The sequence below is a fragment of the Aequorivita sp. 609 genome (genome assembly GCF_014212065.1).
GTDB classification, from domain to species: domain Bacteria; phylum Bacteroidota; class Bacteroidia; order Flavobacteriales; family Flavobacteriaceae; genus Aequorivita; species Aequorivita sinensis.
Genome location: NZ_JACJVM010000002.1, coordinates 67547 through 91680, shown reverse-complemented (window position 1 = coordinate 91680; position 24134 = coordinate 67547). Strand labels below are relative to the sequence as shown.

Here is a 24134-nt window from a genome sequence, read left to right as displayed (position 1 = left end):
ATGAAGATTTCAGGAAAGTTACTTGCATTTGCGTTGTTAATATTTCTTTTGAATTCGTGTGGAGTGTCAAAATCTATTAATAATAGACCTGATGTTAGTGGCTACAATTCTTCAATTCCTGAAAAAATTAAAATCAACGATTCTACTTTTATAGCTGGAAATAACTTCTTCTTAAAAAACAAACAAGGTCTGTGGGAGTTATATGTAGAAGGAAATCCCTTACAAATTGGGGAAATAACTGGAAGCCTTACGCAGAAACAACTTCAAAGACAGGAGGCCTATATCTTCAATATGGTGGAAGATATAATCCCTTCAAAGTTTCAACAATTCTTACTTCGTAAGTTTTTGGCTTGGTACAATCGCCAAATGTATCAACATATCCCTGAGGAATATAAAACCGAAATTTATGGTCTTTCACAATATTCATCATCAAATTTCAGTGAAATTGGCGAGCCTTATTTGCGAATACTATACTTGCACGGCGCTCACGATATAGGCCATGCAATGCAAGATTTAATGCTGGTTGGTTGTTCATCTTTCGCTGTTTGGGGAGATAAAACAGTCGATAATGACCTGCTAATTGGAAGAAATTTTGATTTTTATGCTGGAGATGATTTTGCGAAGGAGAAAATAATCTCTTTTGTAAACCCTTCAAAAGGGCACAAGTTTATGTCGGTAACTTGGGGCGGAATGATAGGCGTTGTTTCTGGAATGAACGAGCAAGGTTTAACGGTTACTATAAATGCCGGAAAATCTAAAATTCCATTAGTTGCTAAAACACCAATATCTATAGTAACACGCGAAATTCTTCAATATGCATCTACTATAGATGAGGCAATTGCTATTGCAAAAAAGCGTGAAGTATTTGTATCTGAAGCTATTTTTATTGGCAGTGCTAAGGATAAAAAAGCAATTGTTATTGAAGTTTCACCGGATAATTTTGGTGTTTATGAAGTAGAAAACACCAATAAACTTATATGCAGTAATCACTTTCAAAGTGAAGAATATCAAAATGACGAACGCAATATAAAATGGATAGAAGAGAGTCATTCTATGTACCGTTTTGAAAGAATGCTAGAACTGATTTCAGAAAAAGAAAAAATTGATGTTAAAGATGCGGTTTCCATTCTTCGAAATAAAAAGGGGTTAGGTAACAAAGAAATAGGTTTTGGAAATGAAAAAGCCTTAAACCAACTTTTGGCCCATCACGGGATTGTTTTTAAACCTGAAAGTAAAAAAGTATGGGTTTCTTCAAATCCCTATCAATTGGGTGAATTTGTGGAATACGATTTAAACGAGATTTTTATGAATAGGGAAGACAATCCAGCAATTACTTCCGTTTCAAACGGGAATGGGAATATTCCTGAAGATAAGTTTATACATTCAAAAGAATTTAAAGACTACCAAGAATACCGAGTTTTGGAGCGGAAAGTTGAAAAAGCTATTTCGAAAAAAGATACACTTTCCCAGGAAACAATTTTAACTTTACAACAAAAAAACCCAGAGTATTGGAAAGCCTATTATTTAATAGGAAAGTATTACTTTGGAAAAAAATATGACGCCGCCGCAAAACTTGCTTTTGAAAAAGCGTTGACCAAAGAAATAACAACAGTTACCGATAGACAGACAATTAAAAAATATCTTCGGAAATTAAACTAACAGAATTAAAAAGGCGTGGTGTTTAGTAAGCCTTAAAGTCTTGCTTCCAAAAAGAACAGTAAATGATTCCAAAAATAGAAAAAGCATCCAAAGAAGAAATAAAAGTCTTTCAAGAAGAGAAGCTTAAAGACACGCTAGAATATCTAAATAAGAAATCTCCATTTTACAAGCGCTTTTTTAAGGAAAACAATATTAATGTTTCAGAAATAAAGAAGCTCGAAGACCTTTATAAAATTCCTGTTACTACTAAAGATTTTCTGCAGCGTTACAATGATGATTTTATATGTGTACCAAGAGCTGAGATTATAGACTATGTTACAACCTCTGGAACTTTGGGTGACCCTGTAATATTTGCACTTACCGATAACGATTTAAATCGCTTAGCCTATAACGAAGCGATTTCATTTGAGTGTGCAGGAGTTAAGAAGACCGATGTGATGCAGTTGATGACCACTATCGACCGCAGGTTTATGGCAGGGTTGGCTTACTTTTTAGGTGCTCGAAAATTGGGAGCGGGAATCATTCGAGTTGGATCTGGGATTCCTGAGCTACAATGGGATTCAATTTTAAAATTTAATCCTACTTACTTAATTACAGTGCCTTCGTTTCTTTTAAAACTTATAGAATATGCCAAACAGCATAATATAGATTTAAAAAATACAGGTGTTAAAGCAGCTATATGCATTGGTGAACCTATTCGCGATCAAGATTTTTCTTTGAATATACTGTCAAAAAAAATTAAAAAAGATTGGGATATTGAGTTGTTTTCAACTTATGCTTCTACCGAAATGAGTACAGCATTTAATGAATGTGAATATCACGTTGGCGGTCATCACCATCCGGAATTGATTATTGCTGAAATTTTGGATGAAAATAATAATCCGGTAAAAAATCGTGAAGTGGGCGAACTTACAATTACCACATTAGGTGTTGAAGCGATGCCGTTATTGCGTTTTAAAACAGGTGATATGGTTCAAGCAAATGATGAAAAGTGCAAGTGTGGGCGTAATACCATGCGCTTAGGGCCGGTTGTTGGGCGTAAAAAGCAAATGATTAAATATAAGGGAACTACCTTGTATCCGCCGGCGATGTATAATATTTTAAATAACTTTTCAGAAGTTGAAAGCTACGTTATTGAAGTGTTTCACAATGAATTAGGTACCGATGAAATTTTAATAAAGATTGCATCCGATAATATTTCCGAAGAGCTTCTTTTAGATATCAAAGATCATTTTAGAGCAAAATTACGAGTAGCGCCTAAGTTAGAATATGCCTCATCTGAAGAGATTCAAGCACTAAGGTTTCCACCTTTAAGTAGAAAGCCTGTGGACTTGATAGATCACAGGCTTCAAAAAAATAAGTAGGTATTTCTTTATTTCTTAAATGTAATTACTGGCATATTAGCATGGTTTACCATATCCTCACTGATACTTCCATTAAAAAAGTGTGAAATACCTTTGCGTCCGTGAGTGGCCATTCCAATTAATTCACCATTTATAAATTTTGTGAAATTTAGTATTCCTTTTTCCACGGTAGTGTCGTTATAGATGTTTAGAGAGTAATTTTCAATTCCTATACCATCTACAAAATCCTCCATTAATTTCTGAGCTTGGCCAGAAGTTTTAAAACCTGCAGGCGTGTTCACGTATAGCAAATGTAGTTTTGCGTCAATTTTTTTAGCGAAATCATAAGCTTTAATCAATGTACCGCGTGAATTTTCAGAAAAATCAGTTGCAAATACAAAATCTTCCACATTAAATTCCGAATGATTATTTTTTATCACCAATACTGGAACTTCGGCGGTGCGAACAACTTTTTCTGTATTACTTCCTACAAACATTTCTTTAAATCCACTAGCACCATTAGATCCCATAACTATAAGATCTATGTCATAATTCTTACAAGCTTCATTAATATCTTCAAAAATTTCGTTGTGACCAATTGTCTCGTTTATCGTAATTCCCTCAAGGAATTCGCTGTTTCTAAGGTCGTTAAAGCGTTTTTCAGTAAGTTTTATAAAATACAACGATTCGGGAAGGCTGCCAGAATCTTTAGCAGTAGCGTATTGCATTGGAATTTCCAAAGAGTGCAAAACGTAAACTTCACTATGGTGCTTTTTAGCTAATTTTATAGCTACTTTAAGGGCGTTTTCAGCTTGTTCGGAAAAATCTGTGGGAACTAAAATACGTTTCATAAATAGATTTGGGATTAATTTTTAAGCGATGATAATTTACAAAAATAAATCGGTTACCCTTGATTTTTATAATATTAAAAAATTATAGTATATTTGCACCGATTTTGATACGAAAATATCTGAGGGGACTAAAAGTCCCCTCTTTTTATAGCTAAAAAACGATGCGAGAAAAAGTAGCACAACTACTAGAAACTGCTTTAGCAGAAAACCAATCTCTGTTTTTGATCGACCTAAATATTACTGAAGATAACCAAATACGGGTCATCCTTGACGGCGATAAAGGCGTTACGGTTGAAGATTGTATAGCTGTTAGCCGACAAATTGAACATAATTTGGACCGTGAGGAATATGATTTCTCTTTAGAAGTAATGTCATCGGGTGTTTCAGAACCATTGACTTTACCTAGGCAGTATAAAAAGAACTTAGGAAGAACGCTTAAAATAAAAACTAAAAACGAAGAAAAAATTGAAGGCGAATTAATCGCTGCGAACGAAGAAAGTTGTACCTTGAAGTGGTCTGTGCGAGAGCCTAAACCAGTAGGAAAGGGGAAAGTTACCGTTCAAAAAGAGGCAACACTGCCTTATGAAGATATTATGGAAGCAAAAGTGATGATAACATTTTAATAGAATTGATATGGAAAACTTAGCACTAATCGATTCTTTTTCAGAGTTTAAAGATGATAAGCAAATAGATAGAGTAACGCTTATGGCGATACTTGAAGACGTTTTCAGAAATGCACTGAAAAAGAAATATGGAAGTGACGATAACTTTGATATAATTGTAAACCCTGATAAAGGGGATTTGGAGATTTGGAGAAACCGTGTTGTGGTTGCAGATGGAGAAGTAGAGGATCCAAACGAAGAGATTTCTTTAAGCGAAGCACAAAAAATTGAGCCGGATTTTGAGATTGGAGAGGATGTTTCGGAAGAAGTAAAGTTAATCGACCTAGGGCGTCGTTCTATTTTGGCATTGCGTCAAAACCTTATTTCAAAAATTCACGAGCACGATAATACTATCATCTATAAGCAATTTAAAGATCTTGAAGGAGAAATTTACACTGCTGAGGTTCATCACATTCGTCACCGTGCCGTTATATTGTTAGACGATGAAGGGAATGAAGTTATCCTTCCAAAGGATAAACAAATTCCTTCAGACTTTTTCAGAAAAGGAGATAACGTTCGTGGAATTATTGAAAGCGTTGATTTAAAAGGAAATAAACCGACAATTATTATGTCGCGCGCAAACCCAATTTTCCTTGAAAAATTATTCGAACAAGAAATTCCAGAAGTATTTGACGGTTTAATTACTGTTAAAAAAGTAGTTCGTATTCCTGGTGAAAAAGCAAAAGTTGCTGTAGATTCATACGATGATCGTATTGATCCTGTAGGAGCTTGTGTTGGTATGAAAGGTTCAAGAATACACGGTATTGTACGTGAACTTGGAAACGAAAATATCGATGTTATAAATTATACAAGTAATATTAACCTATATATTACTCGTGCATTAAGCCCAGCAAAAGTAACTTCAATTAAAATAAATGAAGAGACTAAGCGAGCTGAAGTAATTCTTCGTCCTGAAGAAGTGAGTAAAGCAATTGGTCGTGGAGGGCATAACATTCGCCTTGCAGGTCAATTAACAGGTTATGAAATAGATGTGCTTCGTGAAGGCGCAGAAGAAGACGTAGAGTTGCGTGAATTCTCAGATGAAATAGAAGGCTGGATCATCGAAGAATTCCATAAAATAGGTCTAGATACAGCTAAGAGTGTACTAGAACACGATATCAAGGATTTGGTTAAACGAACCGATTTGGAAGAAGAAACCATTCTTGATGTAATTAATATATTAAAAGAAGAATTTGAAGAGTAGTTGAAACTTTGACTACTTTTATACAAATTTTTTAAAAAGAAAAACAGGAAAAAGCATTTATGGCTGGAGTAAAGAAAAAAAGACTAAGTCAGGTATTACGTGAATTTAATATCTCGTTGGATCGTGCCGTGGAATTTTTGAGCACAAAAGGTTTCGATGTGGTCGCAAGTCCAAACACTAAAATAACGGGCGATGAATACGAAGTTCTTTTTGAAGAGTTTGAAACCGACAAAAGTAAAAAAGTAGAATCCAAGGAAATTGGTGAGGAAAAGCGCAAGGAGAAAGAAGAGCTTCGATTAGCGCGTGAGCGTGAGCTTGAAGAAAAGCAAAAGAAAGAAGAAGCCTCTCGAGTAATCAGAGCTGGCGCTAAACTTGAGGGTCCTAAACAAATAGGTAAGATTGATCTTTCTACAGGGAAACCTAAAAAAGAAGAGCCTAAAGCTGCTGAAAAGCCAGTTGAGGTGGAGCCTGCTAAAGAAGAAAAGGTAAAGGTTGAAAAACAAGAAAAGCCTGAAGTTGTAGTAGAAAAACCTAAAGCCGAAAAACCAAAGGTTGAGGAAAAACCTGAGGTAGAAGAAAAGGCTAAAGAAGAAAAGGTTGTAGAAGAAAAGCCAAAAACAAAACCAACTCCTCCTACTAAGAAAGAAGAAGTAGAAAAGCCTGCTGAATCTCCTGTTTCTAAAAAAGAAATTAAAGAAGAACCGAAAGTCGAGCCTAAGGTTGAATCTAAAGAAGAAGCCAAAGAGGAGCCTTCAAAAAAAGATTCGGATACGGTAACTACAAAATACCGCAAACTAGAAGGTCCAAACTTTACAGGTCAAAAAATTGATCTTTCTCAATTTAAAAAACCTGAAAAGAAAAAAGATCCTAAGACCGACGCTAACAAAGACAAAAAAGGTAAGCGTCGTCGTATAAGTAAAGAAACTCCTAAAACTGCCGGAGGTGGAAACTTTAGAGATAATCGTGGAAAAGGCAGAAAGCCGCGTCCAAATACTCCTAAAGAAGAGCCTAGCGAAGAAGAAGTACAAAAACAAGTGCGCGAAACTTTAGAAAAACTTCAAGGGAAGTCTTCTAAAGGGAAGGGTGCTAAGTACCGTCGTGAAAAACGAGATTTCCACCGTCAGAAAACTGAGGATGAAATGGCGCAACAAGAAGCAGAAAGTAAGCTTCTTAAGGTTACTGAGTTTGTAACTGCTAGTGAAATGGCAACTATGATGGATGTTCCTGTTACCAAAATTATCTCAGCTTGTATGAGTTTGGGAATGATGGTAACGATGAATCAACGTCTAGATGCAGAAACACTAAGTATAGTGGCAGATGAATTTGGATACGACGTTGAATTTGTAACTGCAGATATTGAAGAGTCTATAGAGCGCAACGTGGATGCTCCTGAAGATTTATTGCCAAGAGCTCCGATTGTAACAGTAATGGGTCACGTTGATCACGGTAAGACGTCATTGCTAGATAACATACGTAAGGAAAATGTAATTGCAGGTGAGTCTGGAGGTATTACGCAGCATATTGGTGCGTACGCCGTAGAGCTTGATGGAGGTCAAAAACTGGCTTTCCTTGATACTCCTGGTCACGAAGCGTTTACAGCGATGCGTGCTCGTGGTGCTCAAGTAACTGATATTGCAATTATTGTTGTAGCGGCAGATGATGATATTATGCCACAAACTAAGGAGGCAATAAGTCACGCACAAGCTGCGGGTGTGCCAATAGTTTTCGCGATAAACAAAATAGATAAGCCTACTGCTAATCCAGAAAGGATTAAAGAACGACTAGCTCAAATGAACCTATTGGTTGAAGATTGGGGTGGAAAAATACAATCACACGATATTTCTGCTAAAACAGGAGTTGGTGTTAAAGAATTACTAGAAAAAGTATTGCTTGAAGCTGAATTATTAGAGCTTAAAGCAAATCCAAACCGCCAAGCAGATGGTACTGTAGTAGAGGCATTCCTTGACAAAGGTCGTGGTTATGTTTCAACGGTTCTAGTGCAAGGAGGTACATTAAAGGTAGGAGACTACTTACTAGCTGGTCAGCATAGTGGTAAAGTTAAAGCTATGCAAGATGAACGTGGTAAAAATGTTCAGGAAGCAGGTCCGTCAACTCCAGTATCCGTACTAGGTTTAGATGGAGCGCCTCAAGCGGGTGATAAGTTTAATGTGTTTGAAGATGAACGTGAAGCAAAATCTATCGCTACTAAACGTACCCAATTACAACGTGAGCAGTCGGTAAGAACACAACGTCACATTACACTTGATGAAATTGGAAGACGTATTGCTCTTGGAGACTTTAAAGAACTTAATATTATCCTTAAGGGTGATGTTGATGGTTCGGTGGAAGCATTGACAGATTCATTCCAAAAACTATCTACTGAAGAAATTCAGGTTAATATAATCCATAAAGCTGTTGGGCCAATTACCGAAAGCGATGTGTTGTTAGCTTCTGCTTCCGATGCAATTATAATTGGATTTAACGTGCGTCCAATGGGTAATGCGCGTCAGATAGCTGATAAGGAGGAAATAGATATCCGTACATACTCTATCATTTACGATGCAATTGGCGACGTAAAGGATGCGATGGAAGGAATGCTATCTCCAGAGATGAAAGAAGAGATTACTGGTACAGCCGAAATTCGTGAAACATTCAAAATATCGAAAGTGGGAACCATTGCAGGTTGTATGGTGCTTACAGGTAAAATCTTTAGAAACTCGGGTATTCGATTGATTCGTGAAGGTGTTGTGGTTTACACAGGTGAACTAGCTTCTTTAAAACGTTTCAAAGACGATGTGAAAGAAGTATCTAAAGGGTACGACTGTGGTATTCAAATTAAAAACTACAACGATATTAGAGAAAACGATATTATTGAAGCTTTCCAAGAAGTAGCAGTGAAAAAGAAGTTGAAGTAATTACTAGTTTCTATAAATATTTAAAACGCTCTGAAAATTAACTTTCCAGAGCGTTTTTTTTGTTTAAACTATTTTAAATCCTAAGTATCCTGAAAGGTGTCATTGCGAGGCACTAAGCAATCTCCTTGTAGGTATAATTAACAGTTTACTCTATAAGGAACTTTTTTGTTTCAGTATTCCCTTCTTCATCTTCAATATTTAAAAAAAATGGATACCGCTGGAAAGGTTTGAGACATTTATTGATGATTGACCATTTGAATGTAAATTTTGTGATTTTAGAAGTTTTCCTTCCGTTGAATAAATTTGGATTTTAAATTTGCCTGTTCCATTTAATGCTTTTATCACTAACAATTCATTAGTGGGATTCGGATATATCGTTAACCCTGCGGTTTTAAACTTAGAAACTCCTAGAGGTACACTGCCATAATATGCTTTGTAGCCTTCTTGGTTAGTGATGGTTAGTGCAAATCCACTACCGTCTGTGTCAATAGCATACTCAAAAATTCTATTTTCAAATTCAACGTTGAAGAATTGGAAGAAATATAAATCAATATAATCAATGTTTTCTTGAATTTCACAACTAATTAAGCCGGTAATAATAAAATTTGGTATTATTATCTCGGTGTTGGAAATAGTTATCTCGTCTCCTTGAATAAGAAAATCACAAAACTCTGTTGTAAATAATAGTTCCATAACGTTCAACTCTACATCACCTACTTCGTTATTTTGCGGAACGGGGTGATTTACTCCCTCAATCTCTAGAGAATATAAGAACCATTGATTTTTAAACAATCTTATATCTTGAGCAAAGTTGGTTGAACATATAGCACACATAATAAATAATAAAAATGTCTTTTTCATAATCTATTGTTTTAAAAGGTTTTTCGAATCTTGTATTTGGCCATCGCAAACCAATGCTATATTGTAAGTGCCGCTTGGATAGGTAGAAACGTCTATTGTAACACTATTTGTAGTAGTATCTATAATATAATTGTTGCTGGTGCCGTTGCTAGTACTTGTTATCATTAAATAGGCAGAACTGGCATCCTGGGCAACATAATAATCTTGTTTATTCTGAGCAAATAGGAAAAAAGAATAAAATAAAAACAGTAAAAGAATTGGTGCTTTTAATATTTGTGGTTTGTAATGTGATAATTTGAGGATTAAAGTTAATTAGTTTCTTAAAATTATGCAAAAATCTTCAAAATTAAAATAGGTTATTCCCTGTATTATGCTGGGGATTTTCCCTTTTTTCAGATTTGTATACTTTAACTATTTCTTAAATAATAGTTTGGCAATTGCATTATTTAAAAGTCTATTAGTAAACCAACCATCCGAATGAAACTGTCGCTCAAAAAGGTCTATATATTTCGATTTTTGTTATTGGCGTCTTGACTAGATTACAAACTACCGAGACTATTCCGCGGGAGGATATTATTATCCTAAAAACTACTTAAGCAAAAACAATTAATTTATTTACTTACCTAGAAGGAAGTTGGGCAATGGAGGGAGTGACAAAATTTAAGGAGGAAGATACTGCTGGTTTGGGTAAAATAAATTGCGAGCATAGATATAATGACCAAGTATGTCTCCTAACAAAAGATTATGATATAAATGGCCTGGGTTTTTCTTGGTAGTTTATTCCAGGTAACCAACTTATATTGTTTTATCCAAATGCTATGAAAGGTTGTGTAAACGATGCTAGGATTAGCTTTCACCGTAACTTCAAAAACCTATTTGACGAACCCCAACTTAATAATATTTCATTATGAGTAAGCTAGTATTTTCGGCTATTACTGCATGATAAATTGGTTTAAAAATAAATCGATGGAAATTGAGAAGTCTAGAAAAATGGATAAAATTTCGTTTTCTAGACTGGAGTAATTGGAAGTGTAAAGTTACTTTCTTCTTTCTGGCTTTAAGATAAAAGCAGAACTAAAGCTTTGTTGTATTTTAAGTAAAGCTCTTTCCGCTTCTATACGGGTATCAAAACTTCCAGCCCATACTTTGTAGTTCGGGGTTTCGTATTCAATAGAAGCAGGCCAATTGCTAAAACTACCCTTGTATTTTCGTAGTATTTGGTTGGCTTTATCCAATTCACCGTAATAAAGTTGTATGGTGTAGCCATCTGTTAGCTTATTGTCTTTTTCAAGACTCTTTTTCAAATCTAACAATTGTGTGATTTTTGGATCCTGATTTACCTGAAGCGTTGCGCTCTGTGAATAGCTATTAGCTGATATTAAAATCAGTAAAATGCTGGCTATAAAAATCTTGTGAGAAGTTGTTGATTTCATATAATTATATCTTTAATGCAAATGTAAAACTTAATAACTGAGTGAAGCGCAAATTTATTATTTAGAACTAATATAAATTAATGGTTAACACTTTGTTTGCATTTCCAAAATCGACTTAATAATGTATTTTTGCTCCTTTATTTGCGGTACGGAAAGAGTAATTCTGTTAAAACATAACCTAACTAATTCTGTGCCAAACTATCGACAATAATTTAACCATTAGTATGAAAAAGGTGAATTTTATACATCTACGATCAAAATTGCCACTTCTATTGTTAGTGCTTACACTAACTTTTTCAACTACCTCGTATTCTCAAGATGAAGCGGAAGCTACTTCTGCGGATGCGCCGGCTGATGCTGGAGGTGATGTTGCTGCGGGTGAATCATTATTTAAGGCAAACTGTGCTGCCTGTCACAAGATGGACAAAAAAGCGGTTGGTCCTGCCTTAAGAGGTGTGGCCGATAAGTTTGACCGTGATTGGTTGTACAGCTGGATTCGAAATAGTTCGGCTCTTATTGCTTCAGGTGATGCAACTGCAGTGAGATTATTTGAAGAAAATAACAAAGCTGTCATGACGGCTTTCCCGGGACTGTCTGATGAGGATATCGATAACATCCTTGCGTATACAAGTCAGCCAAAAGCTGCACCTGTTGTTGCTGAAGTTCCTGCTGGAGGTGCTGCAAGTACAGGAGGAGGTGAGGGTGTTTCTAATGCTTTAGTGTTAGGTGCGCTAGTTCTTGTGTTCTTGTTGTTGGTTATTCTTCTTTATATGGTATCTACTACCTTGAAGAGAATTGCTGAAGCTAACGGTGTGGTTTATGAAGAAAGAGAAAAGCGTACTCCAATCTGGAAGGCTTTTGCTGAGAATCAATTCTTGGTATTAGTTACGTCTATTTTCTTTATTCTTTTTGGAAGCTACTTCGCTTACGGGTACCTAATGCAAGTAGGAGTTGACCAAGGATATGCTCCGGTTCAGCCAATTCACTATTCGCATAAAATTCACGCAGGAGACAATCAGATAGATTGTAACTTCTGTCATAGTTCAGCTAGAAAGAGTAAAACAGCAGGTATACCTTCGTTAAACGTTTGTATGAACTGTCATAAAAATATTTCTGAAGTTGCAGAAGATACTGCTACTGAAGAGTACTCAAAAGAATTTTACGATGGTGAGATCGCTAAGTTGTACGATGCTGTTGGATGGGATCCAGAGCAACAAGCATATACTGGCGAAACCAAGCCTGTAAAATGGGTTCGTATTCACAATCTTCCTGATTTCGCGTATTTCAACCACTCTCAACACGTAACAGTAGCGGGAGTTGATTGTCAAAAGTGTCACGGGGAAGTTGAGAGCATGGAGGTTATGGAGCAGTTTGCGCCACTTACAATGGGATGGTGTATTGATTGCCACAAAGAGACCAATGTTAACTTAGAGTCTAATGAGTACTACGCTAAGATACACGAAGAGCTTTCTAAGAAGTACGGTGTGGAAAAATTGACAATCGCCGAAATGGGTGGATTGGAGTGTGGCAAGTGTCACTATTAATAAATAAAAAAGGATAATTACAAATAGCAATATGGCATCAAACAAGAAATACTGGAAAAGTGTTGAAGAGCTGAATGAAGACAGCACTATTGTGAAGGCGCTACAAGACAATGAGTTTGTAACTGAAATACCTACGGACGAATTTCTTGGAAACAAAGAAGCTTTATCTGCTTCTTCTACCACGCGTCGTGATTTCTTAAAATATGTAGGTTTTTCTACAGCGGCTGCAACTTTAGCGGCTTGTGAAGGACCTGTAGTGAAATCTATCCCTTATGTTGTTCAGCCAGATGAAATTGTTCCAGGTGTAGCAAATTATTATGCTTCTACAATGGCGGATGGTTTCGATTTTGCCAATATATTGGTAAAAACACGCGAAGGTCGTCCTATCAAAATTGAGAAGAATGATTTAGCTAAAAATGGAGGAAGTGTAAATGCTCGTGTTCACGCATCGGTTTTATCATTATATGATAAAAACAGATTAACTGGTCCTATGGTTGGTGGATCTGAAGTGTCGTGGCCGGAGTTTGATACTGCTATTGCGCAGAAGATGAACGAAATGTCTGGGAAAGACATAGTTCTACTTACTCAAACATTCGCGAGTCCATCTACATCTAAGTTAATTTCTGAATTTACTACTAAGTATCCTAATGTGCGTCACGTTGTTTATGATACCGTGTCTAGTTCAGCTGCATTAGATGCTTTCCAAAATAAATTCGGAACTCGCGCATTACCAGATTACGATTTTTCAAAAGCTGAAGTTATTGTTTCTGTGGGTGCAGATTTCTTAGGAGATTGGCAAGGAGGAAGCTATAGCAAAGGATATGCTCAAGGAAGAGTGCCTAAAAATGGAAAAATGTCTCGACATATTCAGTTTGAGGCTAACTTTACATTGACTGGTGCTAAAGCTGATAAGCGTGTTGCTGCAACTCCATCTCAACAATTACAAATACTTAAGGCTTTAACTGGTGGAAGTACTTCTGGTTTACCAGAAAATATTGCTGACGCAGTAAATAAAGCAAAAGCTCAACTTCAGAAAGCTGGAGGAAAAGCATTATTAGTGACTGGCTTACCAGATGTAGCTTCGCAAACGTTAGCTTTGGATTTCAATGCTAATAGTGAGGCAATTGATGTTAATAAACCATTACTTGTTAGACAAGGAAGTACTAGCGAAGTGATGAGTGTTGTTAACGGCGTTATTTCGGGAAGTATAAAAGGATTAATTACAGTAGGTGTAAACCCAGTTTACTCGCTACCAAATAGCAAAGAATTTGCTGAAGCTTACCAAAAGCTTGAAATGAGTCTTGCATTCAGTATGAAGCAAGATGAAACAGCATCATTGGCACAATTAGTTGCTGCAACTCCTCACTACCTAGAGTCTTGGGGTGATGCACAAATTAAGAAAGGTACTTATAGCCTTACTCAGCCAACTATCCGTCCATTATTCAATACGCGTCAATTCCAAGATAGCATATTACAGTGGACAGGTAATTCAAAAAAATATTACGATTACATTAAAGAAGTTTGGACAAGTTCTATTTTGTCTGGAGGTTCTTGGAATGAAGCGCTTCACGATGGTTTTGTTTCTAGTGATGTAGAAATGAAAATGGAAGAAATTAAGCCAGCTACTGAAGGTTCTGGTTTAATGCAAGAAAGTACATCTAATGGTGCGCTTGCAGCTTTATCTCAAGAAGGAGGTTACGAGTTGACATTGTATACATCAACAGGTATTGGTGATGGTCAACAAGCAAACAACCCTTGGTTACAAGAGTTTCCAGATCCAATTACAAGAGCATCTTGGGATAACTACCTTACGGTTTCAGCTGCAGACGCTAAGGAGTTAGGACTTGTTAATAAGAACGTTGCAAATGGTGCCTTAAACGGTAGTTATGTAAACGTATCGGTAGGTGGTGTTGTTCTTGAAAAAATTCCTGTTATTATCCAACCTGGACAAGCTAAAGGATCTGTTGGTCTAGCTTTAGGTTATGGTAAAACGGCTGCTATTCAAGAAGAAATGCAAACAGGTATTAATGCCTACCCGCTTTACCAGAATTTCTCTGATGTTCAAAAGGTAAATATCGAAAAAGCTAGCGGAATGCACGAGTTTGCTTGTGTGCAGTTGCAAAGCACAATGGCTGGACGTAGTAACGATATTATAAAAGATACTACTTTAGAAATTTTTAATACTAAAGATGTAAGCGAGTGGAATGCTGTTCCAGTTGTAGATTACGATCACGCTCCGATTTCAATTCGCGATAAAAAAGCGGATATCTGGAGTCCATTCGATACTACTATCGGAACTCACTTTAACTTATCTATAGATCTTAATGCTTGTACGGGATGTGGAGCTTGTGTTATTGCATGTCACGCCGAAAACAACGTACCAGTAGTTGGTAAAACTGAAGTTAGAAAGTTCCGTGATATGCACTGGTTGCGTATCGATAGATATTACTCTGCAGGGGAAACCTTTAAGGAAGAAGCTGAGATGTATGAAAACCTTCCTGCTTTTGATAGTTATGAAGCCGTAGAGGTGCCAAACTATGAAAACCTTGAAGTAGCATTCCAGCCTGTAATGTGTCAGCACTGTAACCACGCACCTTGTGAAACTGTTTGTCCAGTAGCGGCAACATCTCATGGGCGTCAAGGGCAAAACCATATGGCTTATAACCGTTGTGTTGGTACTCGTTACTGCGCTAACAACTGTCCTTACAAAGTTCGTCGTTTCAACTGGTTCTTATACAGTGAAAATGATGAGTTTGATTACAACATGAATAACGACCTTGGTAGAATGGTACTTAACCCAGATGTGGTAGTTCGTTCTCGTGGAGTAATGGAGAAATGTTCTTTATGTATCCAAATGACTCAGAAAACTATACTAGACGCTAAGCGTGAGGGTAGGCCAGTAAGAGATGGTGAATTTGCAACAGCATGTTCAAATGCTTGTGAAACTGGAGCCATGGTATTTGGAGATGTAAATGATGAAGAATCAGAAATACTTAAGAAGAAAAAAGATGACAGAATGTACTATCTTCTTGAAAATGTTGGTACTAAACCAAACGTTTTCTACCAAATGATAGTTAAAAACACTTCTGAAGCATAATAATTTAATCAAGAACCAATTATTTAATAATTAAATATGTCGTCACACTACGAAGCACCTATAAGAGAACCACTGGTTCTGGGCGAAAAGTCCTATCAAGACATCAGTGCAGATGTAGCAGCTCCTGTACTAGGAAAAGCAAATAAATCTTGGTGGATTGTTTTTACCATAGCCCTTATTGCATTTTTATGGGGATTAGGTTGTATTATTTATACAGTTTCTACTGGAATTGGAGTTTGGGGTTTGAACAAGACCGTTGGATGGGCTTGGGATATTACTAACTTCGTTTGGTGGGTAGGTATTGGTCACGCAGGAACACTTATTTCTGCAGTACTTTTACTTTTCCGTCAAAAATGGAGAATGGCTGTAAACCGTTCTGCGGAAGCAATGACAATTTTCGCCGTTGTTCAAGCAGGTTTATTCCCGATTATACACATGGGTCGCCCGTGGTTAGCATATTGGGTACTTCCAATACCTAACCAATTTGGATCGCTATGGGTTAACTTTAACTCACCTCTTCTTTGGGACGTATTCGCGATTTCTACCTATTTATCTATATCACTAGTGTTCTGGTGGACAGGATTACTTCCTGACTTCGCAATGATTCGTGATAAGACTAAAAGCCCTTTCCAGAAAAAGATTTACGGAATCCTTAGTTTTGGATGGAGTGGGCGTGTAAAAGACTGGCAACGTTTTGAGGAAGTTTCACTTGTGTTAGCAGGTTTAGCGACTCCACTTGTACTTTCTGTACACACCATTGTATCTTTTGACTTCGCAACTTCTGTAGTTCCTGGATGGCATAGTACTATTTACCCTCCATATTTCGTGGCAGGTGCGATTTTCTCAGGATTCGCAATGGTACAAACGCTTCTTATAATAATGAGAAAAGTTTCTAACCTAGAAAACTATATTACAATAGTTCATATTGAATATATGAACAAAGTAATCCTACTAACGGGAGGTATTGTAACAGTTGCTTATGCTACTGAGTATTTTGTGATGTGGTATTCTGGTGTTCCTTATGAGGATTACACTTACCTTTCATACGGTGCTGCAACAGGACCTTACTGGTGGGCATTCTGGGCATTGATTATCTGTAACTTTGTTGTTCCAATGACATTATGGGTTAAGAAATTGAGAAGAAATATTATTTGGACATTTATTGTTGCATTAGTGATTAACATCGGAATGTGGTTCGAGCGTTTCAACATTATCGTTGTAAACATTACAAAAGATAGGTTGACCTCTTCATGGACAATGTTTCAACCAACATTTGTTGATATAGGAACGTTCGTAGGAACTATTGGTTTCTTCTTTGTTCTATTCCTTCTATATGCTCGTACCTTCCCTGTAATTGCACAAGCAGAGGTGAAAACAATATTGAAATCTTCAGGTGAAAAATTCAAGAATTTACGTGCGAAACACGGGAATGATGTTAGTCACGTAAGAGCACTTGACGGTGGACCGGTAGTTGAAAAGCCTGTAGCTTCACAAAATGTTGTGTCTGATAAAGCAAAAGTAGACTCATTACTTTCAACTATAGGAACATTTAATCCTGATGTTGAAGAGCAAGATGACTTGAAGTTGATTAATGGAGTTGGACCTGTAATGGAGCAAAAACTGCATCAGATAGGTATCTTTACTTTTGATCAGGTAAGTAGAATGACTGACCGTGAATACGATTTATTAGATGAGATTGTTAGTGAATTCCCTGGAAGAGCCAAACGTGATGATTGGGCTGGACAGGCGCTAATCCTAAAAAACAACAAATAATTATGGCTGCAAAGAAAATACACGCTATTTACACGGATGACGACCTGTTATTGCAGGCTGTAAACCAAACCCGTGCGGCAAAATATCATATTTCTGAAATATTTACTCCATTTCCAGTACACGGATTAGACCATGCATTAGGTCTAGCTCCAACGCGACTAGCCATTACATCTTTCCTTTATGGATTATGTGGTTTAACAGTTGCTGTGCTGATGATGAATTATATGATGATTCAAGATTGGCCTCAAAATATTGGTGGAAAACCAAGTTTTACTTTCTACCAAAACATGCCTACTTTCATCCCAATTATGTTTGAGTTGACTGTATTTTTCGCTGGTCACTTAATGGTAATTACATTTTATATGAGAAGTAAGCTTTGGCCTTTTAGAAAAGCAGAAAATCCAGATCCACGTACTACTGATGCCCATTTCTTAATGGAAGTAGATGTAGACAATCACGATGTTGAAACGCTTTCTAAATTCTTGTATGACACAGGTGCATCAGAGATTAGTTTAATTGAAAATGAGCAGGACCACTAGTATGAAAACATTAAAAAACATAGCAATCGCAATTTGTGCCTCTGTAGTTTTGACTTCTTGTTTTAATGACAAAAAGCCAAATTATCAGTACTTCCCGAATATGTATGAGTCGGTAGGTTACGAAACCTATGGAGAGTATGAAATTTTCCCAGGGCAACAATCAGCAATGATGCCAGTAGAAAATACTGTTCCTCGTGGTTTTGTTCCTTATGAATATGAAAACAGTACAGAAGGTTTAAATTTAGCTAAAGCTGAACTTGATAATCCTTATAAGGTTACTGAAGAAAACTTAAAAGTTGGAGCAGACTTATTCAATATATATTGTGCAGTTTGCCACGGTGATAAAGGAGATGGAAAAGGAATCCTAGCAACTCGTGAAAAGTTTTTAGGTATTCCAAGTTTTGCTGATGCGGGACGTACAATTGTACCAGGAGGGATTTATCACGTACAAACTTATGGATTGAATGCAATGGGTTCATATGCTTCGCAAACAACTGAAAAAGAACGTTGGCAAATAGCAATGCATGTAATGGACTTAAAAGCATCCTTAAAAGGTGAACCTGGTGTTCTTGAAACAGTGCAAGCTGAGAAAGAATTAACGGAGTCTCTTACCTCAGTTACAGATGACAACTCTACTCAAAAGTAGAACGTAATTAATGATTTATTAAAGAGAATGGCTAAAGATATGTATACGCTACCAAGTAAATTAAAACTGTTTTCTATTGTTCTAATGGTCCTAGGGCTTGCAGGAATAATCTTTGGGTTTATGACTACTCCCAAGACCATTGATGATGTTAAAAAGATTTTAGCAGAACAAGAGGCTCACCATGGCGAAAACCATGCAGTAGATCATAAAGAAGATACTGCTAACTTCATTGATATTGCAAGAGGTGAAGAAGGGTACTCAGGAGCTGCAATGGAGCACGCAACCGATTTAAGTGCTGAAGGTCACGGAGCTTCATCACATGAAGAACACGTACTACACCAATTACAAACAAGACCTTGGTCTGCTACATTCGTAGCTGCATTCTTCTTTATGATGATTGCTTTAGGTGTACTTGTGTTTTACGCAATTCAATTTGCATCTCAAGCAGGATGGTCTCCAGTACTATATAGAGTAATGGAAGGAATAACATCTTATTTATTACCAGGGTCAATTATTGTTTTTGTTCTTGTAATTTTTGCAGGAGAACATTTCTATCCTTGGCAAAATGCTGATTTAGTTGCAGAAGATAAAATTTTACAAGGAAAGTCGGGATACCTTAACTTCCCATTCTTTGTTATCCGTGCCGCAATCTATCTTTTAGGATGGAATATTTACCGTTACTACTCAAGAAAAAACTCTTTAGCACAAGCTGAAGCAAATAACTTCGATCACTATAGAAAGAACTTTAAGGCATCAGTTTTCTTCCTTATCTTCTTCCTATTAACTGAAGCTACAATGGCTTGGGATTGGTTCATGTCTATGACTCCACACTGGTATAGTACATTGTTTGCATGGTATGTATTCGCAACTATGTTTGTTTCTTCAATCACTGTGATTGCTTTAGTAACAATTCACTTAAAGAGCAAAGGGCTATTGTCTTTTGTAAGTGATAGACACTTACACGACTTAGCTAAGTATATGTTTGCTTTTAGTATTTTCTGGACTTACCTATGGTTTAGCCAGTTTATGCTAATCTGGTACTCAAATATTCCAGAAGAGGTAACTTACTTTATTATACGAATTCAGGAGTATCAAGGATTGTTTTTTGGAATGCTAATACTTAATTTTGTATTCCCAATGCTTGTGTTAATGAATAGCGATTTCAAAAAAGTTCCATGGTTTGTTGTTATAGCAGCAGTATTCATCTTGGTAGGTCACTATATAGATGTCTTCCTATTAGTTATGCCATCAACAGTTGGACACAACTGGGGCTTTGGAATACCTGAAATAGCTGCATTGTTATTCTTTGCAGGGCTTTTCATTTTGGTTGTTGGAAATGGACTTGGAAAAGTATCTCTTAGACCTAAGAACGACCCATTTATTAAAGAAAGTGAAAACTACCATTTTTAATCATTTAGTTTAAAAGAAGAAATTTAAAGATGACCGCATTTTTAGTAATTTTAGTAATTCTCCTTTTTGGAATCTCCGTTTGGCAAATAAGCAGGATATTTCGATTGGCTCAGATTAAATCGACAACTCATTCTGATATTGCCTCGGATGAAGACAATAACCACCAAGGTTATTTAATGTTAGCATTTTTAGCCTTTATCTATATCTTAACTATTGTTTCATTTTGGTTATGGTATGATACCTTGTTACCAAAGTCTGCATCAGAACACGGTGAGCAAATTGACAACTTAATGTTGATTTCAATGATCGTTATTTTCGCGGCTGGTATTCTAACTCAATGGTTGTTACACTACTTTGCATTTGTTTACAGAGGTAACAAAACGAAAAGAGCAACTTTCTATGCCGATAACGATAAATTAGAATTTATCTGGACTATTATTCCTGTAATTGTTCTTGCCGGTCTTATTATTTATGGTCTTTTCACTTGGACAGATATCATGAATGTTGATAAGGATGATGATCCACTTGTTATAGAACTATATGCTCAACAATTTAATTGGAAAGCACGTTACGGAGGTAATGATAACACGCTAGGTGATGCTAACGTTCGATTAATCGAAGGTGTTAACGTTTTAGGTGTTGATCCTTCAGACCCTAACGGTCAAGACGACAAAGTTGTAACTGAAGTTCACTTACCAGTTGGTAGAAAAGTATTGTTTAAGATACGTTCTCAGGATGTATTACACTCTGCTTACATGCCACACTTTAGAGCGCAAATGAACTGTGTTCCTGGTATGATTACTCAATTTGCATTTACCCCTACAGTTACAACTGAGGAAATGCGTCAAGAAGATCATATTATAAACAAGGTTCAAAACATTAATGAAATTAGAGCCGAGAAGAGTAAAGAGCTTCAAGCTGCTGGTGAAGAACCTCTAGACCCTTATGAATTTGATTATATGATTCTTTGTAATAAGATTTGTGGTATTAGCCACTATAATATGCAAATGAAGATTGTAGTTGAATCTGAAGAAGAATATAATGCTTGGTTGGCAGAACAGCCTACCTTGGCAGAACAACTTAGCAAATAATATTAATAGAAAATTTAGCTTAAAAAGATATGTCAGCACACGCACAGGCTCACGCAATAGAAGATCATCACGAAGATCATGGGCATCATCATAAAGAAACATTTGTAACTAAATATATCTTTAGCCAAGATCATAAAATGATCTCTAAGCAATACCTAATTACAGGTTTGTTTATGGGGACTATTGGTATTCTAATGTCATTATTGTTTAGAATACAACTAGCATGGCCAGACCAAAGTTTTACAATTTTTGAAATGTTACTAGGGAAATGGGCTCCAGATGGAGTTATGGATCCTAGTGTTTACCTTGCATTAGTTACGATTCACGGTACTATAATGGTATTCTTCGTACTTACGGCTGGATTGAGTGGTACTTTTAGTAACCTATTAATTCCTTTACAGATTGGTGCAAGAGATATGGCCTCAGGATTCCTAAACATGGTTTCTTATTGGTTGTTCTTTATTTCTAGTGCTATAATGGTTTTCTCATTATTTGTTGAAGCAGGACCGGCATCAGCAGGTTGGACAATTTATCCTCCACTTAGTGCTTTGCCTCAATCTATTCCAGGTTCTGGAGCAGGTATGACATTATGGTTGATTTCTATTGCAATATTTATTGCATCGTCATTGTTAGGTTCGCTTAACTATATCGTTACAACATTAAATATGCGTACTAAAGGAATGTCCATGACGCGTCTTCCTTTAACAATTTGGGCATTCTTTGTAACTGCTATTATTGGTGTAGTTGCCTTCCCAGTATTATTTTCAGCTGCTTTAATGCTTATCATGGATAGAAGCTTTGGTACTTCTTTCTTCTTATCAGATATTTATATTGCGGGTGAAGTATTGCATCACCAAGGAGGTTCTCCAGTATTGTTTGAACACTTATTCTGGTTCCTTGGACACCCTGAAGTATATATTGTAATTCTACCTGCAATGGGTATTGTATCTGAAATTATGGCTACAAATGCTCGTAAGCCAATTTTCGGTTACCGTGCGATGGTTGCGTCTATCCTTGCAATTGCATTCCTTTCAACAATTGTATGGGGTCACCATATGTTCGTTTCAGGGATGAATCCATTCTTAGGTTCTGTGTTTACTTTTACCACATTACTTATTGCAATTCCATCTGCTGTAAAAGCATTTAACTGGATTACAACTTTATGGAAAGGTAACTTACAGATGAACGTAGCTATGCTATGGAGTATCGGTTTTGTTTCTACTTTCATTACTGGTGGTCTTACAGGTATTATCGTTGGAGATAGTGCATTAGATATTAACGTTCACGATACTTATTTCGTTGTAGCTCACTTCCACTTAGTGATGGGTATTTCGGCACTTTATGGACTTCTTGCTGGGGTTTACCACTGGTTCCCTAAAATGTTTGAAGGACGTATGATGAATAAAAAATTAGGATACATCCACTTCTGGGTAACAGCAATTGGAGCTTACGGGATTTTCTTCCCAATGCACTTTGTTGGTTTAGCAGGTCTACCTCGTAGATACTACAACAACACAAGTTTCCCATATTTTGATGACTTACATGATATTAATGTTGTTATGACGCTATTTGCAATTATGACGATTGCAGTACAAGTAGTATTCCTTTACAACTTCTTCCACTCTATGTTCTACGGAAAGATAGGTCCAAAGAACCCTTGGAATTCTACAACATTAGAATGGACAGCCGAACAAAAACACATCCATGGAAACTGGGCTGGTCCAATACCACATGTGTACCGTTGGGCTTACGATTATAGTAAACTTAATAAAGACGAAACAGATTACGTAATTGCTGGTCAAGATTATGTTCCTCAAAACGTGCCATTACAGGACAATGAGGATGAATTAGAACACTAATTAATCTCTGTTTAACGCAAAATATTAGTAGTAACACGTATTTCCTAGTAGTTTAAACCATGTTATCTTTGAATAGATAATAATGAGTAGGAAGTGAGGAGACTACAAGTTATTTGACAAGCCGTGCTAAAAAGCACGGCTTGTTGTTTTTTCTGCTTTTTCTTATTTCTACAGGTATTACAATTACACTTCCTATCTGCCGATTCCTTATATTTGTTTTATGAATGAAAACCTTGATCCCACCGGCGAAAATTTATCCCCACAGGAATTGGATATTGAGAAACAACTACGTCCATTAAGCTTTGAAGACTTTACAGGACAAGATCAAGCACTGGAAAATCTTCAAATCTTTGTGCAAGCTGCAAATCAAAGAGGTGAAGCTTTAGATCATACGCTATTTCACGGGCCTCCAGGATTAGGTAAAACAACATTAGCACATATTCTTGCAAATGAGCTCGACGTTAATATTAGAGTAACTTCTGGTCCTGTATTAGACAAACCGGGTGACCTTGCTGGATTACTCACCAATTTGGATGAACGGGATGTACTTTTTATTGACGAGATACATCGTTTAAGCCCCATTGTTGAAGAATATCTTTATTCAGCAATGGAAGACTATAAGATTGATATAATGATTGAATCTGGGCCTAATGCGCGCTCGGTTCAAATTAATTTAAATCCCTTTACGCTAGTAGGTGCAACAACCCGTTCAGGTTTACTTACAGCGCCTATGCGTGCACGTTTTGGAATTTCTTCCAGACTTCAATACTATTCTACCGAATTGTTAACTACAATAATACAGCGTAGTGCAAGTATTTTAAATGTGCCTATCGCTATGGAAGCTGCTATAGAAATAGCAGGACGCAGCCGTGGTACACCTCGTATTGCAAATGCTCTTTTACGTAGAATTAGAGATTTTGCTCAGATAAAAGGAAATGGAAAAATTGATATTGAAATAGCAAGGTTTGGATTAAACGCCTTGAATGTAGATGCCTTCGGTTTAGATGAAATGGACAATAAAATTCTTTCTACAATAATCGAAAAGTTTAAAGGCGGACCTGTTGGAATTACTACTATTGCAACCGCTGTTTCGGAAAGTCCTGAAACCATAGAAGAAGTATACGAACCTTTCTTAATTCAACAAGGGTTTATTATGAGAACTCCAAGGGGAAGGGAAGTTACTGAGGCGGCTTATAAGCATCTTGGCAAGAATAGAGGTTCAACTCAAAGTGAATTGTTTTAATTTG

Annotated in this window: 19 protein-coding genes; 15 read left to right on the top strand and 4 right to left on the bottom strand. The window is 36.6% G+C overall.

The window, feature by feature from the left end; translation table 11 throughout:
• Together H4O20_RS00425 and H4O20_RS00420 are read left to right on the top strand one after the other, a co-directional pair.
• Positions 1–1659: a C45 family peptidase gene (locus H4O20_RS00425; RefSeq protein WP_185097912.1), complete on the top strand. Its 1659-nt coding sequence runs from the start codon at positions 1–3 to the stop codon at positions 1657–1659.
• Positions 1660–1721: 62 nt separating this feature from the next.
• Positions 1722–3023, top strand: coding sequence for a phenylacetate--CoA ligase family protein (locus H4O20_RS00420; protein ID WP_185097911.1), 1302 nt, complete (start codon positions 1722–1724; stop codon positions 3021–3023).
• 8 nt (positions 3024–3031) lie between these two features.
• On the opposite strand, the gene H4O20_RS00415 is transcribed toward H4O20_RS00420, so the two are convergent.
• Positions 3032–3853 carry a universal stress protein gene (locus H4O20_RS00415; RefSeq protein WP_185097910.1) on the bottom strand — a complete coding sequence of 274 codons (822 nt, stop codon included), beginning with the start codon at positions 3851–3853 and terminating at the stop codon, positions 3032–3034.
• 161 nt (positions 3854–4014) lie between these two features.
• Here H4O20_RS00415 and rimP point away from each other — a divergent pair, with 161 nt between their 5' ends.
• The 3 genes from rimP to infB are packed head-to-tail and all read left to right on the top strand — an operon-like array spanning position 4015 to position 8634.
• On the top strand, positions 4015–4476 hold the full coding sequence (rimP, locus tag H4O20_RS00410; RefSeq protein WP_139855582.1) for a ribosome assembly cofactor RimP: 462 nt from the start codon (positions 4015–4017) through the stop codon (positions 4474–4476).
• A 10-nt stretch (positions 4477–4486) separates the two neighbouring features.
• A complete protein-coding gene (gene nusA, locus H4O20_RS00405) occupies positions 4487–5719 on the top strand; it encodes a transcription termination factor NusA (protein WP_139855581.1) in 1233 nt (410 codons plus the stop codon).
• 59 nt (positions 5720–5778) lie between these two features.
• The gene (infB, locus tag H4O20_RS00400; RefSeq protein WP_185097909.1) at positions 5779–8634 is read left to right on the top strand and encodes a translation initiation factor IF-2; all 2856 of its coding nucleotides are present in this window, start codon (positions 5779–5781) and stop codon (positions 8632–8634) included.
• A 198-nt stretch (positions 8635–8832) separates the two neighbouring features.
• On the opposite strand, the gene H4O20_RS00395 is transcribed toward infB, so the two are convergent.
• Positions 8833–9495 (bottom strand): T9SS type A sorting domain-containing protein, encoded by a 663-nt coding sequence (locus H4O20_RS00395; RefSeq protein ID WP_185097908.1) that lies wholly within the window; start codon positions 9493–9495, stop codon positions 8833–8835.
• A gap of 3 nt (positions 9496–9498) precedes the next feature.
• Entirely contained in the window at positions 9499–9660 is a 162-nt protein-coding gene (locus H4O20_RS00390; protein ID WP_185097907.1) for a hypothetical protein, read from the bottom strand.
• A gap of 614 nt (positions 9661–10274) precedes the next feature.
• Here H4O20_RS00390 and H4O20_RS15280 point away from each other — a divergent pair.
• The gene (locus tag H4O20_RS15280; protein ID WP_368856694.1) at positions 10275–10406 is read left to right on the top strand and encodes a DUF5916 domain-containing protein; all 132 of its coding nucleotides are present in this window, start codon (positions 10275–10277) and stop codon (positions 10404–10406) included.
• A 126-nt stretch (positions 10407–10532) separates the two neighbouring features.
• Here H4O20_RS15280 and H4O20_RS00385 read toward each other — a convergent pair whose 3' ends face one another.
• On the bottom strand, positions 10533–10928 hold the full coding sequence (locus H4O20_RS00385; protein ID WP_139855576.1) for an SPOR domain-containing protein: 396 nt from the start codon (positions 10926–10928) through the stop codon (positions 10533–10535).
• Between the two features lie 224 nt (positions 10929–11152).
• Here H4O20_RS00385 and H4O20_RS00380 point away from each other — a divergent pair, with 224 nt between their 5' ends.
• The 9 genes from H4O20_RS00380 to ruvB all read left to right on the top strand — a co-directional run bounded on the left by H4O20_RS00380 (position 11153) and on the right by ruvB (position 24130).
• Positions 11153–12472 (top strand): c-type cytochrome, encoded by a 1320-nt coding sequence (locus tag H4O20_RS00380; protein WP_139855575.1) that lies wholly within the window; start codon positions 11153–11155, stop codon positions 12470–12472.
• 31 nt (positions 12473–12503) lie between these two features.
• Positions 12504–15569 carry a TAT-variant-translocated molybdopterin oxidoreductase gene (locus H4O20_RS00375; protein ID WP_139855574.1) on the top strand — a complete coding sequence of 1022 codons (3066 nt, stop codon included), beginning with the start codon at positions 12504–12506 and terminating at the stop codon, positions 15567–15569.
• Between the two features lie 36 nt (positions 15570–15605).
• Positions 15606–17342 carry an NrfD/PsrC family molybdoenzyme membrane anchor subunit gene (gene nrfD, locus H4O20_RS00370; RefSeq protein WP_139855573.1) on the top strand — a complete coding sequence of 579 codons (1737 nt, stop codon included), beginning with the start codon at positions 15606–15608 and terminating at the stop codon, positions 17340–17342.
• Between the two features lie 2 nt (positions 17343–17344).
• Positions 17345–17881: a DUF3341 domain-containing protein gene (locus tag H4O20_RS00365; RefSeq protein ID WP_139855572.1), complete on the top strand. Its 537-nt coding sequence runs from the start codon at positions 17345–17347 to the stop codon at positions 17879–17881.
• 1 nt (position 17882) lies between these two features.
• Positions 17883–18527 (top strand): cytochrome c, encoded by a 645-nt coding sequence (locus H4O20_RS00360; protein WP_241836853.1) that lies wholly within the window; start codon positions 17883–17885, stop codon positions 18525–18527.
• 39 nt (positions 18528–18566) lie between these two features.
• A complete protein-coding gene (locus H4O20_RS00355; protein WP_139855617.1) occupies positions 18567–19937 on the top strand; it encodes a quinol:cytochrome C oxidoreductase in 1371 nt (456 codons plus the stop codon).
• Positions 19938–19966: 29 nt separating this feature from the next.
• Positions 19967–21028 carry a cytochrome c oxidase subunit II gene (locus H4O20_RS00350; RefSeq protein ID WP_139855570.1) on the top strand — a complete coding sequence of 354 codons (1062 nt, stop codon included), beginning with the start codon at positions 19967–19969 and terminating at the stop codon, positions 21026–21028.
• A 29-nt stretch (positions 21029–21057) separates the two neighbouring features.
• The gene (locus tag H4O20_RS00345; protein WP_139855569.1) at positions 21058–22887 is read left to right on the top strand and encodes a cbb3-type cytochrome c oxidase subunit I; all 1830 of its coding nucleotides are present in this window, start codon (positions 21058–21060) and stop codon (positions 22885–22887) included.
• 220 nt (positions 22888–23107) lie between these two features.
• Positions 23108–24130, top strand: a complete 1023-nt coding sequence (ruvB, locus tag H4O20_RS00340) for a Holliday junction branch migration DNA helicase RuvB (protein WP_139855568.1) — start codon at positions 23108–23110, stop codon at positions 24128–24130.
• Positions 24131–24134: the final 4 nt, after the last annotated feature.

Excerpts from the sequence above, each read along its gene's own strand:
- H4O20_RS00365 (WP_139855572.1), top strand. The coding sequence starts at position 17,345 with ATGGCTGCAAAGAAAATACACGCTATTTACACGGATGACGACCTGTTA.
- rimP (WP_139855582.1), top strand. The coding sequence starts at position 4,015 with ATGCGAGAAAAAGTAGCACAACTACTAGAAACTGCTTTAGCAGAAAAC.
- H4O20_RS00355 (WP_139855617.1), top strand. The coding sequence starts at position 18,567 with ATGTATACGCTACCAAGTAAATTAAAACTGTTTTCTATTGTTCTAATG.
- nusA (WP_139855581.1), top strand. The coding sequence starts at position 4,487 with ATGGAAAACTTAGCACTAATCGATTCTTTTTCAGAGTTTAAAGATGAT.
- infB (WP_185097909.1), top strand. The coding sequence starts at position 5,779 with ATGGCTGGAGTAAAGAAAAAAAGACTAAGTCAGGTATTACGTGAATTT.
- ruvB (WP_139855568.1), top strand. The coding sequence starts at position 23,108 with ATGAATGAAAACCTTGATCCCACCGGCGAAAATTTATCCCCACAGGAA.
- H4O20_RS00425 (WP_185097912.1), top strand. The coding sequence starts at position 1 with ATGAAGATTTCAGGAAAGTTACTTGCATTTGCGTTGTTAATATTTCTT.
- H4O20_RS00385 (WP_139855576.1), bottom strand. The coding sequence starts at position 10,928 with ATGAAATCAACAACTTCTCACAAGATTTTTATAGCCAGCATTTTACTG.
- H4O20_RS00375 (WP_139855574.1), top strand. The coding sequence starts at position 12,504 with ATGGCATCAAACAAGAAATACTGGAAAAGTGTTGAAGAGCTGAATGAA.
- nrfD (WP_139855573.1), top strand. The coding sequence starts at position 15,606 with ATGTCGTCACACTACGAAGCACCTATAAGAGAACCACTGGTTCTGGGC.
- H4O20_RS00350 (WP_139855570.1), top strand. The coding sequence starts at position 19,967 with ATGACCGCATTTTTAGTAATTTTAGTAATTCTCCTTTTTGGAATCTCC.
- H4O20_RS00415 (WP_185097910.1), bottom strand. The coding sequence starts at position 3,853 with ATGAAACGTATTTTAGTTCCCACAGATTTTTCCGAACAAGCTGAAAAC.
- H4O20_RS00360 (WP_241836853.1), top strand. The coding sequence starts at position 17,883 with ATGAAAACATTAAAAAACATAGCAATCGCAATTTGTGCCTCTGTAGTT.
- H4O20_RS00420 (WP_185097911.1), top strand. The coding sequence starts at position 1,722 with ATGATTCCAAAAATAGAAAAAGCATCCAAAGAAGAAATAAAAGTCTTT.
- H4O20_RS00390 (WP_185097907.1), bottom strand. The coding sequence starts at position 9,660 with ATGATAACAAGTACTAGCAACGGCACCAGCAACAATTATATTATAGAT.
- H4O20_RS00380 (WP_139855575.1), top strand. The coding sequence starts at position 11,153 with ATGAAAAAGGTGAATTTTATACATCTACGATCAAAATTGCCACTTCTA.
- H4O20_RS00395 (WP_185097908.1), bottom strand. The coding sequence starts at position 9,495 with ATGAAAAAGACATTTTTATTATTTATTATGTGTGCTATATGTTCAACC.
- H4O20_RS00345 (WP_139855569.1), top strand. The coding sequence starts at position 21,058 with ATGTCAGCACACGCACAGGCTCACGCAATAGAAGATCATCACGAAGAT.